This is a genomic window from Streptomyces sp. AM25 (genome assembly GCF_058146165.1).
This window is the reverse complement of sequence record NZ_JBKIWN010000015.1, coordinates 235,904-249,354: the sequence shown is the minus strand read 5'-3', so window position 1 is coordinate 249,354 and position 13,451 is coordinate 235,904. Positions and strand designations below refer to the sequence as shown.

At 70.6% G+C, this 13,451-nt stretch carries 12 protein-coding genes; all 12 read left to right on the top strand.

Annotation, left to right across the window (positions count from 1 at the left end):
- The first annotated feature begins 250 nt into the window (after nt 1-250).
- Complete coding sequence (gene thrB, locus ACLHRZ_RS21720; protein WP_490420153.1) at nt 251-1,165, top strand: homoserine kinase; 915 nt, start codon at nt 251-253, stop codon at nt 1,163-1,165.
- Between the two features lie 414 nt (nt 1,166-1,579).
- The gene (gene rho / locus ACLHRZ_RS21715; RefSeq protein ID WP_490420152.1) at nt 1,580-3,547 is read left to right on the top strand and encodes a transcription termination factor Rho; all 1,968 of its coding nucleotides are present in this window, start codon (nt 1,580-1,582) and stop codon (nt 3,545-3,547) included.
- Nucleotides 3,548-3,851: 304 nt separating this feature from the next.
- On the top strand, nt 3,852-4,970 hold the full coding sequence (locus ACLHRZ_RS21710; protein ID WP_490420151.1) for an LCP family protein: 1,119 nt from the start codon (nt 3,852-3,854) through the stop codon (nt 4,968-4,970).
- Between the two features lie 144 nt (nt 4,971-5,114).
- Nucleotides 5,115-5,339, top strand: a complete 225-nt coding sequence (gene rpmE / locus ACLHRZ_RS21705; RefSeq protein WP_490420150.1) for a 50S ribosomal protein L31 — start codon at nt 5,115-5,117, stop codon at nt 5,337-5,339.
- A gap of 104 nt (nt 5,340-5,443) precedes the next feature.
- The gene (prfA, locus tag ACLHRZ_RS21700; RefSeq protein ID WP_490420149.1) at nt 5,444-6,520 is read left to right on the top strand and encodes a peptide chain release factor 1; all 1,077 of its coding nucleotides are present in this window, start codon (nt 5,444-5,446) and stop codon (nt 6,518-6,520) included.
- 71 nt (nt 6,521-6,591) lie between these two features.
- Complete coding sequence (gene prmC, locus ACLHRZ_RS21695; RefSeq protein WP_171085086.1) at nt 6,592-7,437, top strand: peptide chain release factor N(5)-glutamine methyltransferase; 846 nt, start codon at nt 6,592-6,594, stop codon at nt 7,435-7,437.
- A gap of 40 nt (nt 7,438-7,477) precedes the next feature.
- Entirely contained in the window at nt 7,478-8,125 is a 648-nt protein-coding gene (locus ACLHRZ_RS21690) for an L-threonylcarbamoyladenylate synthase (RefSeq protein WP_490420148.1), read from the top strand.
- The gene (locus ACLHRZ_RS21685; protein ID WP_490420147.1) at nt 8,122-8,772 is read left to right on the top strand and encodes an arsenate reductase/protein-tyrosine-phosphatase family protein; all 651 of its coding nucleotides are present in this window, start codon (nt 8,122-8,124) and stop codon (nt 8,770-8,772) included. The genes ACLHRZ_RS21690 and ACLHRZ_RS21685 overlap by 4 nt, the downstream gene beginning before the upstream one ends.
- Nucleotides 8,773-8,920: 148 nt before the next feature.
- Nucleotides 8,921-10,195, top strand: a complete 1,275-nt coding sequence (gene glyA, locus ACLHRZ_RS21680) for a serine hydroxymethyltransferase (RefSeq protein ID WP_490420146.1) — start codon at nt 8,921-8,923, stop codon at nt 10,193-10,195.
- Nucleotides 10,196-10,317: 122 nt separating this feature from the next.
- Nucleotides 10,318-11,613 (top strand): MraY family glycosyltransferase, encoded by a 1,296-nt coding sequence (locus ACLHRZ_RS21675; protein WP_490420145.1) that lies wholly within the window; start codon nt 10,318-10,320, stop codon nt 11,611-11,613.
- 261 nt (nt 11,614-11,874) lie between these two features.
- Nucleotides 11,875-12,312, top strand: coding sequence for a Cg1360 family ATP-synthase-associated protein (locus tag ACLHRZ_RS21670; protein ID WP_490420144.1), 438 nt, complete (start codon nt 11,875-11,877; stop codon nt 12,310-12,312).
- A gap of 264 nt (nt 12,313-12,576) precedes the next feature.
- Complete coding sequence (gene atpB / locus ACLHRZ_RS21665) at nt 12,577-13,386, top strand: F0F1 ATP synthase subunit A (protein ID WP_490420143.1); 810 nt, start codon at nt 12,577-12,579, stop codon at nt 13,384-13,386.
- Nucleotides 13,387-13,451: the final 65 nt, after the last annotated feature.

The window sequence follows — 13,451 nt, the reverse complement described above, 5'->3', positions numbered from 1 at the left end:
CAGTTCCCCGCGCCCCTTACGGGGCGCGCCCCGGCCCGAACCGGGGCAACATCCTCAATTCGGGCACACTGCAGGCGAAACGCATCGTGCGCCTCCCGTGCGCCCTATGTCGCCACAGAACCTTCCTTCGATAGGCTGTGCTCACTCCGCCCCGTCGCAGACCGCTGCCGCCCCCACGCGGCATCGCCGTCGCGGCCCTTGCGGTAGTCGCACGTCCTGCCAAGGCCACACCAAGGAGAGTCATCGAGCGATGGCCGGTCCCGCCTTCCGCGCCGCCGCCGTCCGAGTGCGCACCCCCGCCACCAGCGCAAATCTCGGTCCCGGCTTCGACGCCCTCGGCCTGTCCCTGGGCCTCTACGACGACGTCGTGGTCCGGGTGGCGGAATCCGGGCTGCACATCGACATCGCCGGAGAGGGCGCCGAGACCCTCCCGCGCGACGAGAGTCATCTGCTCGTACGGTCCCTGCGCACCACCTTCGACCTGCTGGGCGGCCAGCCCCGCGGCCTGGAGGTCGTCTGTGCCAACCGGATTCCGCACGGGCGGGGCCTGGGCTCCTCCTCGGCGGCGATCTGCGCGGGCATCGTGGCCGCCCGCGCGGTGACCATAGGCGGCGACGCCCGGCTCGACGACGCGGCGATGCTGGAGCTGGCCACCGAGATCGAGGGCCACCCGGACAATGTCGCGGCGTGTCTGCTGGGCGGATTCACGCTGGCCTGGATGGAGTCCGGAGTGGCCCGTGCCGTGCGGATGGACCCTGCGGATTCCATCGTTCCGGTGGTCTTCGTGCCGGCGAACCCGGTGCTGACCGAAACCGCGCGGGGGCTGCTGCCGCGCACCGTCCCCCACGTGGACGCGGCGGCCAACGCCGGCCGCGCCGCACTGCTCGTCGAGGCCCTGACCAGGCGTCCCGAGCTGCTGCTGCCGGCCACCGAGGACAGGCTGCACCAGGAATACCGCGCTCCGGCCATGCCGGAGAGCGTCGCCCTGGTCAATCGACTGCGTGCGGACGGGGTCGCCGCGGTCATCTCCGGTGCGGGCCCCACGGTGCTCGCACTGGTCGAGAACGGTGCGGCCGACAAGGTCGCACGGCTGGCGGGCGAGGGGTGGGCGGCCAATCGGCTGTCCCTCGACGCCGGGGGGACGAGCGTGCTGCCGCTCGCTTGACCTGTGTGTTCCGGGGAGGGGCCCCGGGGCCACGAGAAACGCGGTTGCCGGTCTTGGAGAGGGGGAATGTTTGTGGGATCCGGTAGTGTTAACCTCAAGTCTGCACCCGAAGTCGCATCGGCTCGGTGCTCTGTGTCCCGATCAGGGACCGCTTTTCTTCCGGGAGCCTCCCAAACTGCCTGAGCAGCCTGCCTGAGCAGATTCGAGCACGCTCCGGAATCGGCGTGGGCGACATGAGTGAAGTGGTCGTCTTGTCTTCACTGATTTCTTCACGCCGGAACCAATGAACTGATTCTTCCGCCGTACCGGCGGACCACCGCCCCGGCCCGGTCCGCACATCAGGACCGCAGCCGGACAGCACAACCGGTCGCCGAGCCAGACAGGCCGACGCCCGCTCCAGGGAAGGACCCCTTCGTGAGCGACACCACCGATCTGATGGGCGTGAATGCCTCCGCGCCCGCCACGGACGCTCCCGCCGCGTCTGCCACCGGTGCCACCACCGCCCCCAGGCGGCGCCGCTCGGGCACGGGCCTCGACGCCATGGTCCTGGCCGAGCTCCAGCAGCTCGCCTCCAGCCTCGGCATCAAGGGCACCGCGCGGATGCGCAAAGGCCAGCTGATCGAGGTCATCAAGGAGAGGCAGGCCGGCGGCAGCGCCGCGGCGCCCGCCAAGACCGAGGCCGATGCGGCAGCCGAGAAGCCCAAGCGCCGTACGACGTCCCGCACCCGTACCGGCGACGCGGAGAAGCCTGCCGAGAAGGCCGCTGCCCAGCAGCAGATCGAGATCCCGGGTCAGCCCGGCGGGGACGAGGCCCCGGCCGGCGAGCGCCGTCGCCGGCGCGCCACCGCGCCTGCCGGCAGCCCGGAGCAGGCCGAGCAGGCCGCCGGCGGCGAGGACCGCGCCGAGGCCAAGGAGGCCAAGGCCGAGGCGGCGCTGGACAGCGCCGAGGGCAAGGCCGCCAAGGGCGGCGAGCGCCAGGAGCGCGGCGAGCGTGCCGAGCGCGGCCAGAAGGGCGAGCGCCGGGAGCGCGGCCAGCGTGACCGCGACCGCCGCGGCAACCGCGACGGCGAGGCCGGCCAGCAGGGCGGCCAGGGCCGCCAGCAGCGGGACAACCGCCCGCAGCAGCAGGAGGACGACGACTTCGAGGGCGGGCGCCGGGGCCGGCGCGGACGCTACCGCGACCGCCGTGGCCGCCGTGGCCGCGACGACTTCGGCAACGAGCCGCAGGTCTCCGACGACGACGTCCTGATCCCGGTCGCGGGCATCCTCGACATCCTCGACAACTACGCCTTCATCCGTACCTCCGGCTACCTGCCGGGTCCGAACGACGTCTACGTCTCCCTCGCCCAGGTCCGCAAGAACGGCCTGCGCAAGGGCGACCACGTCACCGGTGCGGTCCGGCAGCCCAAGGACGGCGAGCGGCGCGAGAAGTTCAACGCCCTCGTCCGCCTCGACTCGGTGAACGGCATGGCGCCCGAAACCGGCCGCGGCCGCCCCGAGTTCGGCAAGCTCACCCCCCTCTACCCGCAGGACCGGATGCGGCTGGAGACGGACCCGGGCGTGCTGACGACCCGCATCATCGACCTGGTCGCGCCCATCGGCAAGGGCCAGCGCGGTCTGATCGTGGCCCCGCCGAAGACCGGCAAGACCATGATCATGCAGGCCATCGCCAACGCGATCACCACCAACAACCCCGAGTGCCACCTGATGGTCGTCCTGGTCGACGAGCGTCCGGAAGAGGTCACCGACATGCAGCGGTCGGTCAAGGGCGAGGTCATCTCCTCGACCTTCGACCGTCCCGCAGAGGACCACACCACCGTCGCCGAGCTGGCCATCGAGCGCGCCAAGCGCCTCGTGGAGCTGGGTCACGACGTGGTCGTCCTGCTGGACTCGATCACCCGTCTGGGCCGCGCCTACAACCTGGCCGCCCCGGCCTCGGGCCGCATCCTGTCCGGTGGTGTCGACTCGACCGCGCTCTACCCGCCGAAGAAGTTCTTCGGTGCCGCGCGCAACATCGAGGACGGCGGCTCGCTGACCATCCTGGCCACCGCGCTGGTCGAGACCGGCTCGCGGATGGACGAGGTGATCTTCGAGGAGTTCAAGGGCACCGGCAACATGGAGCTCAAGCTCGACCGGAAGCTCTCGGACAAGCGCATCTTCCCGGCGGTGGACGTGGACGCCTCCAGCACCCGCAAGGAGGAGATCCTGCTGGGCGGCGAGGAGCTGTCCATCGTCTGGAAGCTCCGCCGGGTGCTGCACGCGCTCGACTCGCAGCAGGCCATCGAGCTGCTCCTCGACAAGATGAAGCAGACGAAGTCCAACGCCGAGTTCCTGATGCAGATCGCCAAGACCACGCCCGCCCCGGGCAACGGCAACGACTGATCTGCCGCGCAGCACCGCAGCGCATTCCGGGCCCCCGCCACAGCCGTGGCGGGGGCCCGGCCCTTTTGTGATCGCACTGTGACCTTTTGAGACATCCGCCACAGGGGCACCATCGGCAGACGTGCGGCGGCAATCTCGCCAACCTGGCCGAAACCGCAGGTGACAGCGGTGCGCGCGGCCCGCGGGACGGGGGAGCGGCCTCCGGTTTTCTTAGAACGGCCTCAGAACCCGTTGTGCAACCCTGTCGCAAGCTTCCCCGTCTGGAATGGGGCAAGCCGGACCAGCACGAAGGACTGAGGAGCGCATGGCCGACGAGAGCAGGAGCACGAGGGCGGGATCGGGCCGCCGCCGTGCCGGCGGGAAGCGCGGCCGGCGACGCAAGCCCCCGGAGCGCAGGAAGGGCTGGCGAATAGCCGGCTGGAGCGCCGTCGCCGTACTGCTGGTGGGCGGCTCCGGGCTCGGCTTCGCCTACTTCAAGCTCAACGGCAACATCAACGGCGTCGACATCAACGCCGCGCTCGGCAAGAACCGCCCGGCCAACGTCGACAACGGCTCGCAGGACATCCTGGTCCTCGGCTCCGACTCGCGGGCCGGCGCCAACAGCGAGTACGGCAAGGACGAGGGCAGCGCCCGCTCCGACACGGCGATGATCGTCCACGTCTACGCGGGCCACAAGAAGGCCAGCGTGGTCAGCATCCCGCGCGACCTCATGGTCCCCAGGCCCGCGTGCAAGACGCCCAGCGGCAAGACCGTCCCCGCCACCCAGCGGGCGCAGTTCAACGACGCCTACTCGGTGGGCGGCGCGCCCTGCGCCGTGGCGACCGTCGAGGACATGACGAACATCCGCATGGACCACTACATGGAGGTCGACTTCGTCGGCTTCCAGAAGCTGATCGACCAGCTCGGCGGCGTCGAGGTCACCACGACCAAGGCCATCAACGACAAGTACAGCCACCTCGACCTGCCCGCAGGCACCCACAAGCTCAACGGCGAGCAGTCGCTCGGCCTCGTCCGCACCCGGCACGGCGTCGGCGACGGCAGCGACCTGGGCCGGATCAAGGTTCAGCAGGCCTTCATCAAGGCGCTGATCAACCAGGTGAAGTCCATCGGCCTCTTCACCAGCCCCACCAAGCTGTACGGGATCGCCGACACCGCCACCAAGGCTCTGACCACCGACTCCGAGCTGGCCTCCGTGGACAAGCTGCTGGGCTTCGCCGAGGGCCTCAAGGGCATCGGCGCCGAGGACATGCACATGGTGACGCTGCCCGTGGGCACCGACCCCATCGACAGCAACCGGGTGGCCCCCATCAAGGCCGCCTCCCAGCAGGTCTGGGACGCGCTCCGGGAGGACAAGGAGATCCCCGAGTCCGCCCTCAAGGACGGCGCGGGCACCAAGACGGAAGCCGACAACGCGGTGAAGTAGCGGCCGGGGGCCCCGGGAATACCGGGGCCCCGCCCCCCGTTTTGGGGGATACGGCCAGTACTGGCAGACTGGTACGTCGGCCCCGGTTCACGTAAGGCAATCCCGCCTCTACGACCCGGTGCCCTCCCGAACCTAGGAGAACCCTTGAAGCGCGACATCCACCCGGAGTACGTGGACACGCAGGTCAGCTGCACCTGCGGTGCCTCCTTCACCACCCGTAGCACGATTGCCGGCGGCACCATCCGCGCCGAGGTCTGCTCCGAGTGCCACCCGTTCTACACGGGCAAGCAGAAGATCCTCGACACCGGTGGCCGTGTGGCGCGGTTCGAGGCCCGCTTCGGCAAGACCGCCGGGTCGGCCAAGAAGTAGCGACCCGCAGGCGCCGGTTCACGGTCGCCCTTCGCGTGCGAGGGGCGACCGGACCGGCGCTTTCGCGTCCAGCAGGCCCCCCTCTTTCCGCTGAAGGAATCTTGATGTTCGAGGCAGTCGAGGAACTGATCGGTGAGCACGCCGACCTCGAGAAGCGGCTCGCCGACCCCGCCGTGCACGCGGACCAGGCGAACGCCCGCAAGCTCAACAAGCGCTACGCCGAGCTGACCCCCATCGTCGGCACGTACCGCGCCTGGAAGCAGAGCGCGGACGACATCGACACCGCGCGCGAGTTCGCCGCGGACGATCCCGACTTCGCCGCCGAGGTCAAGGTCCTGGAGCAGCAGCGCGAGGAGCTCACCGAGAAGCTGCGCCTGCTGCTGATCCCGCGCGACCCCAGCGACGACAAGGACGTCATCCTGGAGATCAAGGCGGGCGCGGGCGGCGACGAGTCCGCCCTGTTCGCCGGCGACCTCCTGCGCATGTACCTGCGCTACGCCGAGCGCGTCGGGTGGAAGACCGAGATCATCGACTCCACCGAGTCCGAGCTCGGCGGCTACAAGGACGTCCAGGTCGCGGTGAAGACCAAGGGCAACGTCACCCCGGAGCCCGGCCAGGGCGTCTGGGCCCGGCTGAAGTACGAGGGCGGGGTGCACCGCGTCCAGCGCGTGCCCGCGACCGAGTCCCAGGGCCGCATCCACACCTCCGCCGCCGGCGTGCTCGTCACGCCCGAGGCCGAGGAGATCGACGTCGAGATCAACCCCAACGACCTGCGGATCGACGTCTACCGCTCGTCCGGCCCCGGCGGCCAGTCCGTCAACACCACCGACTCGGCCGTGCGCATCACGCACCTGCCGACCGGAGTCGTCGCCTCCTGCCAGAACGAGAAGAGCCAGCTCCAGAACAAGGAGCAGGCCCTGCGCATCCTGCGCTCCCGGCTGCTGGCCGCCGCGCAGGAGAAGGCCGAGGCCGAGGCCGCGGACGCGCGCCGCAGCCAGGTCCGCACCGTCGACCGGTCCGAGAAGATCCGGACGTACAACTTCCCGGAAAACCGGATCTCCGACCACCGCGTGGGGTTCAAGGCGTACAACTTGGACCAGGTGCTCGACGGCGAGCTGGACGCGGTCATCCAGGCCTGCGTCGACGCCGACTCGGCCGCGAAGCTCGCGGCCACCAGCTGACCACCGGGCCTTGCCGAAGGCCCGGCCCGGAAGAACCCCGGGACGACCGTGACGATGCGAGAGGGAACACCGTGAACCTGCTGCTCGCCGAGGTGGCGCAGGCCACCCAGCGGCTGGCCGACGCCGGCGTGCCCTCCCCGCGCTTCGACGCGGAGGAGCTGGCCGCCTTCGTGCACGGCGTCAAGCGGGGTGAGCTGCACATGGTCGCCGACGCGGACTTCGACGCCCGCTACTGGGAGGCCGTGGCCCGCCGCGAGGCCCGCGAGCCGCTGCAGCACATCACCGGCCGCGCGTTCTTCCGCTACCTCGAACTCCAGGTGGGCCCCGGCGTCTTCGTGCCCCGCCCGGAGACCGAGTCGGTGGTCGGCTGGGCCATAGACGCCGTCCGGGCGATGGACGTGGTCGAGCCCCTCATCGTCGACCTGTGCACCGGCTCCGGGGCCATCGCCCTCGCCCTCGCGCAGGAGGTGCCCCGCTCCCGGGTGCACGCCGTCGAGCTGGACGAGACCGCGCACGGCTGGGCCGCCAAGAACGTCGAGGGCTCCCGGGTCACCCTGCACCACGGGAACGCCCTCACCGCCCTCCCCGAGCTCGACGGCCAGGTCGACCTGGTCATCAGCAACCCGCCGTACATCCCGCTCACCGAGTGGGAGTACGTCGCCCCCGAGGCCCGCGACCACGACCCGGAGCTCGCCCTGTTCTCCGGCGAGGACGGCCTCGACACCATCCGCGGCCTGGAGCGCACGGCCCACCGCCTGCTGCGCCCCGGCGGCGTCGTCGTCATCGAGCACGCCGACACCCAGGGCGGCCAGGTGCCGTGGATCTTCTCCGAGGAGTCGGGCTGGGCGGACGCGGCCGACCACCCCGACCTCAACAACCGCCCGCGGTTCGCGACGGCCCGGAAGGCCATGCCGTGACCGCGGCCCAGGGAACCGACAGCTTCGCGAAGGAGATGTGATGGCACGGCGATACGACTGCAGCGACGCGACCGACCGCAAGACCGGTCTGCGCGAAGCGGCCGCCGCGGTCCGCCGCGGCGAGCTGGTCGTGCTGCCCACCGACACCGTCTACGGCATCGGTGCGGACGCCTTCAGCCGCGAGGCCGTCGGCGGCCTGCTCCAGGCCAAGGGCCGTGGCCGTGGCATGCCCTCGCCCGTCCTCGTGGGCTCCCCGAACACCCTGCACGGGCTGGTCACCGACTTCTCCGAGCAGGCCTGGGAGCTCGTCGACGCCTTCTGGCCCGGCGCGCTGACCCTCGTCGCCAAGCACCAGCCCTCGCTCACCTGGGACCTGGGCGAGACCCGCGGCACCGTCGCCGTGCGGATGCCGCTGCACCCGGTCGCCATCGAGCTGCTCACCGAGTTCGGCCCCATGGCCGTCTCCAGCGCCAACCTCACCGGCCACCCGGCGCCGCAGTCCTGCGACGCCGCCCAGGAGATGCTCGGCGACTCCGTCTCCGTCTACCTCGACGGCGGCCACACCCCGGCCGACGTGCCGTCCTCCATCGTGGACGTCACCGGCCCGGTGCCGGTCCTGCTGCGCGCCGGTGCCGTGACCGCGGAGCAGCTCCGCGAGGTGGTACCCGACCTCGAGGTGGCCAATTGATCGCCCCACAGGGGCGTGGCATAGCGGGACCGGACACCTTCGCCGACACCTTCCGCATCCTCCACGTCAGCACCGGCAACGTCTGCCGCTCGCCCATCACCGAGCGGCTGACCCGGCATGCCCTCGCGCACCGGCTCGGCGACCCCTTCACGGGCGGCCTGGTGGTCGAGAGCGCCGGCACCTGGGGACACGAGGGGGCGCCCATGGAGGCGCACGCCGCGACCGTCCTGGCCGACTTCGGCGCGGACCCGCACGGCTTCATCGGCCGCGAGCTCCTCGACGAGCACGTCATCCGTGCCGACCTGGTGCTCACCGCCACCCGCGACCACCGCGCCCAGGTCATCTCCATGGGCCACTCGGCGGGCCTGCGCACCTTCACGCTGAAGGAGTTCACCCGGCTGGTGCGGGCCATAGACCCCGCGACCCTGCCGGACCCCGAGCAGTCCGGCGGCGTCGTCGACCGCGCCCGCGCCCTGGTGCAGGCCGCCGCCGCCCTGCGCGGCTGGCTCCTCGCACCCAGCGCGGAGGCCGACGAGGTGCACGACCCCTACGGCGCCCCGATCACCTTCTTCCGCTCCATCGGCGACGAGATCAACCAGGCATTGGACCCGGTCGTCACGGCACTCACGGGAGTGTCGGCCCGCTGACGTCCGCGCCCCGAAGGGGCGCGGGGCCGTTTCGATTTGCGGCTCCGCCGCGTGGGCGCGAGCAACCACGGACGGCCCGCACCGGGCACGCAACGCACCACGGACATACAGTGGTGACAGACCCGCCGCCCACCACGAGGAGCCGGCGATGTCCGTCACCCCCGCACCGGCCCAGCGCAGCGCCCCCGCCTGGGGAACCGGCTTCGAGGCGCTGGTGCGCCAGGACCCCGAACTGGCCGGGCTCCTCCTCGGCGAAGCCGACCGGCAGGCGACCGGGCTGCAGCTGATCGCCGCCGAGAACTTCACCTCGCCCGCGGTCCTGGCCGTCCTCGGCTCGCCGCTGGCCAACAAGTACGCCGAGGGCTATCCCGGCGCCCGCCACCACGGCGGCTGCGAACTCGTCGACCTCGCCGAGCGCATCGCCGTCGAGCGCGCCAAGGGCCTCTTCGGCGCCGAGCACGCCAACGTCCAGCCGCACACCGGCTCCTCGGCCGTGCTGGCCGCCTACGCCGCGCTGCTGCGCCCCGGCGACACGGTGCTGGCCATGTCCCTCCAGCAGGGCGGACACCTCACCCACGGCTCCCCGGCCAACTTCTCGGGCCGCTGGTTCGACTTCGTCGGCTACGGGGTCTGCCGGGACACCGGTCTCATCGACTACGACCAGGTGCGCGACCTGGCCCGCGAGCGCCGGCCCGCCGCCATCGTGTGCGGGTCGATGTCCTACCCGCGGCACCCCGACTACGCCGCCTTCCGGGAGATCGCCGACGAGACGGGCGCCGCCCTCATCGCCGATGCGGCACACCCCATCGGGCTGGTCGCCGGGGGAGCGGCGCCGAACCCGGTCCCGTACGCCGACATCGTCTGCGCCACCACGCACAAGGTGCTGCGCGGTCCCCGCGGCGGGCTGCTCCTGTGCGGCGCGCGGCGGGCGGAGCGGGTCGACCGGGCGGTCTTCCCGTTCACCCAGGGCGGGGCCCAGATGCACGCGGTCGCCGCGAAGGCGGTCGCGTTCGGGGAGGCCGCGACCCCGGCGTTCACCGCCTACGCCCACCAGGTCGTGGCCAACGCCCGCGCCCTTGCCGCCGCCCTGGCCTCCGAAGGCCTCGTCATCGCCACGGGAGGCACCGACACGCACCTGGTGACCGCCGACGTCTCCCCGCTCGCCCTGGAGGCCCTCACGGCCCGCCGGCGCCTCGCCGCCGCGGGCATCGTGCTGGACACCTGCGGCCTGCCGCACGGCCGGGCCCGCGGCCTGCGGCTGGGCACCGCGGCCCTCACCAGTCAGGGCATGCGGGAGCCCGAGATGGTCCGGGTCGCCGCCCTGCTGGGTGCCGCACTGCGGGGGGAGGGGAAGGAGTCCCGGATCAGGGCGGCCGTCGCCGAGCTGGCCGGAAACTTCCCCCCGTATCCGCCGCACATGTGATCATTTGGCGCCCCCGGCAACCGCCCGCAGGGCCCCCGCGTCTTCCCCGGCATTCACGGATCGGGGGCGGACGCGAATATGGTGTGGGGCTGTGATGTCCGGCGAGATTCCTGGGGCAGCCCGTGCGTGAATACCTGCTGACGTTGTGCGTCACCGCGGCAGTCACCTATCTGCTGACGGGGCCGGTGCGGAAGTTCGCGATCGCGGCCGGCGCGATGCCGGAGATCCGTGCCCGCGACGTGCACCGGGAACCGACGCCACGGCTCGGCGGTATCGCCATGTTCGGCGGGCTCTGCGCGGGCCTGCTGGTCGCCGCGCACCTGGCCAATCTCAAGCCCGTCTTCGAGCTGTCCAACGAGCCGCGGGCGCTGCTCTCGGGCGCCGGGCTGATCTGGCTGCTCGGCGTGCTCGACGACAAGTGGGGCGTGGACGCGCTGGTGAAGCTGGGCGGCCAGATGATCGCGGCCGGCGTGATGGTCCTGCAGGGTCTGACGATCCTGTGGATCCCCGTCCCCGGCATCGGCACGGTCTCGCTCACGCCCATGCAGGGCACGCTGCTCACGGTCGCGCTGGTCGTCGTCACCATCAACGCGGTGAACTTCGTCGACGGCCTCGACGGCCTGGCCTCCGGCATGGTCTGCATCGCCGCCGCCGCGTTCTTCGTCTACGCCTACCGGCTCTGGTACGGGCACAACCTGGAGGCGGCCGCTCCGGCCTCGCTCTTCGCGGTCGTGCTCATGGGCATGTGCCTGGGCTTCCTGCCGCACAACATGCACCCCGCCCGGATCTTCATGGGCGACTCCGGCTCCATGCTCATCGGCCTGGTGCTGGCGGCCGGCGCCATCTCCCTGACGGGGCAGCTCGACCCGGACGCCCTCAAGCTCTTCGAGGGCTCCGAACGGGCCGCCGTGCAGACCACGGTGCCGGTCTACATCCCGTTGCTGCTGCCGCTGACGGTGATCGCGGTGCCGGTCGCGGACCTGCTGCTGGCCATCGTCCGGCGGACCTGGAAGGGCCAGTCGCCGTTCGCCGCCGACCGCGGGCACCTGCACCACCGGCTGCTGGAGATCGGGCACTCGCACAGCCGCGCGGTGCTCATCATGTACTTCTGGTCGGCGCTCATCGCCTTCGGCACGGTGGCCTACTCGGTGCAATCGGCCAGCGTCTGGATCCTGTTGGTGGTCGTCGCGCTGAGCGCGGTCGGCCTGGCACTGCTGCTGATGCCGAGGTTCACCCCGCGGGCCCCGCGTTGGGCGGAGCGGTTCGTTCCGCCGCGCTACCGCCGGCGTGCCGTCACCACGGCTCCGGAGGCCGCCGTTCCGGAGGAGCGGCGCGAGCCGGTGCCGTCCGGCCTGCACGGCGCAACGGCCATCGGGGACCGCTCCCGTTTCACGCGCACCAGTACGCACCACGGGTAACTGCGGGTAAAGTCCGCCTCTAGCAGACGAACTGGCAGTCCGTCAGCTCGTCGACCAGGCCATTGACCCTTGAGTGTGACACGTGGCACACGAACCAGGTAAAGACCTCATCAAATAGTTTGTGATACCGTTCACTAAACCCGGTGCTAGAGCTGAAGGACCTTAGTGCGACGGTCTTTCGGCGCAGAGGCGTCTCTGATTCCCGGGGATACGCTCGCCCACGACGAATCGTTGCTTCCGACCTTCGCCGGAGAACCCTTCATGCAGTCCAACGACGCCCGAACCCTTCTTCAGTGCGCCGTCCCGACCGCCGTGAGCGGGATCATCGCCGTCGTCGCGGCCGTGGTGCTCGCCGGTGGCAAGGGCGGCATCGGTGCCGCCGTCGGCACGCTCCTCGCGGGCGGCGTGATGGCCATGGGCCTGATCGTCCTGCAGCGGACCGCGAAGCACCTTCCGCATCTGTTCCAGTCGATGGGCCTCGTGCTCTTCATGGCGCAGTTCCTGCTCGTCGCCGTCTTCCTCGGCGTCTTCAAGCACACCACGCTGTTCGACACCAAGGCGTTCGCCTTCGCCCTGCTCGCCGCGGTCCTCGTGTGGACCGCGGCGCAGACGCGTGCCTACATGAAGGCCAAGGTCCTGTACGTGGATCCGGAGTCCGGCGACGCGCAGAAGCCTGCGCCCGCCGGATCTCCGTCATGAGAGGTAGGGCCGCGATAAAGGCTCCTGTGCTCACCTGCTATCGTCCGGTGCCATCTGAGGTGCAGCGAACGAGGGCAGCCGGCCCCCCGAGTCCCCGGGGAGAGGATCGGCCGCCCGTGCAGCTGACGCCCACGATGTCTTCCGGCCGCAGGCCGACCTGCCGCACCCCTATCCGTAAGACCAGTCCAGTGCCGTTCCGTGGCTGCACGCCGCGCCGACACAACGAGGTTGCCGTACCTATGCGCCACGCTGAAGGAGCTCGCGGTGAGTGCTGACCAGATGCTCGCCTTCGAGACCGATTGCCACATCTTCGATGGGTGCGGCTTCCCGGCCCCAGGGCTCCACTCGTTCGTCTTCGAGCCGCTGTTCTCGATCGGCGGATACGACTTCAACAAGCCGATGCTGCTCGCCCTGCTGGGCTCGATCGTCATCGTCGGTTTCTTCTGGGTGGCCTTCGGCAAGGCGAAGGTGGTGCCGGGCAAGCTGCAGATGGTCGGCGAGGCCGGTTACGACTTCGTCCGCCGCGGCATCGTCTACGAGGCGCTCGGGAAGAAGGAGGGCGACAAGTACGTCCCCTTCATGGTCTCCCTGTTCTTCTTCGTGTGGATCATGAACCTGTGGTCGATCATTCCGGTCGCCCAGTTCCCGGTGACGTCGATCATCGCCTTCCCGGCGGGCCTCGCCCTGATCGTCTACGTCCTGTGGATGTACCTGACCTTCAAGAAGCACGGCTTCACCGGCGGTCTGAAGAACATCACCGGCTACGACAAGTCGCTCGGCGGCATCCTGCCGATGGTCGTCGTGCTGGAGTTCTTCTCGAACGTCCTGGTCCGGCCGTTCACCCACGCGGTCCGGCTCTTCGCCAACATGTTCGCCGGCCACCTGCTGATCCTGATGTTCACCATCGCCAGCTGGTACCTGCTGAACGGCATCGGCGTCGCCTACGCCGGCGTCTCGTTCGTGATGACCATCCTGATGACCGCCTTCGAGCTCTTCATCCAGGCCGTCCAGGCGTACGTGTTCGTGCTGCTGGCCTGCAACTACGTGCAGGGCGCGCTCGCCGAGCACCACTGAGCCCCCAGCCCCACCCAGACCCACTGACCGTCCGGTGGCCAACCCCCACCGGTCCGTGAAAGAGA

Bases quoted from the DNA above. Each gene is read 5' to 3' on its own strand.
- ACLHRZ_RS21690 (WP_490420148.1), top strand. From the start codon at position 7,478: ATGGCACGGCGATACGACTGCAGCGACGCGACCGACCGCAAGACCGGT.
- glyA (WP_490420146.1), top strand. From the start codon at position 8,921: ATGTCCGTCACCCCCGCACCGGCCCAGCGCAGCGCCCCCGCCTGGGGA.
- ACLHRZ_RS21670 (WP_490420144.1), top strand. From the start codon at position 11,875: ATGCAGTCCAACGACGCCCGAACCCTTCTTCAGTGCGCCGTCCCGACC.
- ACLHRZ_RS21710 (WP_490420151.1), top strand. From the start codon at position 3,852: ATGGCCGACGAGAGCAGGAGCACGAGGGCGGGATCGGGCCGCCGCCGT.
- prfA (WP_490420149.1), top strand. From the start codon at position 5,444: ATGTTCGAGGCAGTCGAGGAACTGATCGGTGAGCACGCCGACCTCGAG.
- thrB (WP_490420153.1), top strand. From the start codon at position 251: ATGGCCGGTCCCGCCTTCCGCGCCGCCGCCGTCCGAGTGCGCACCCCC.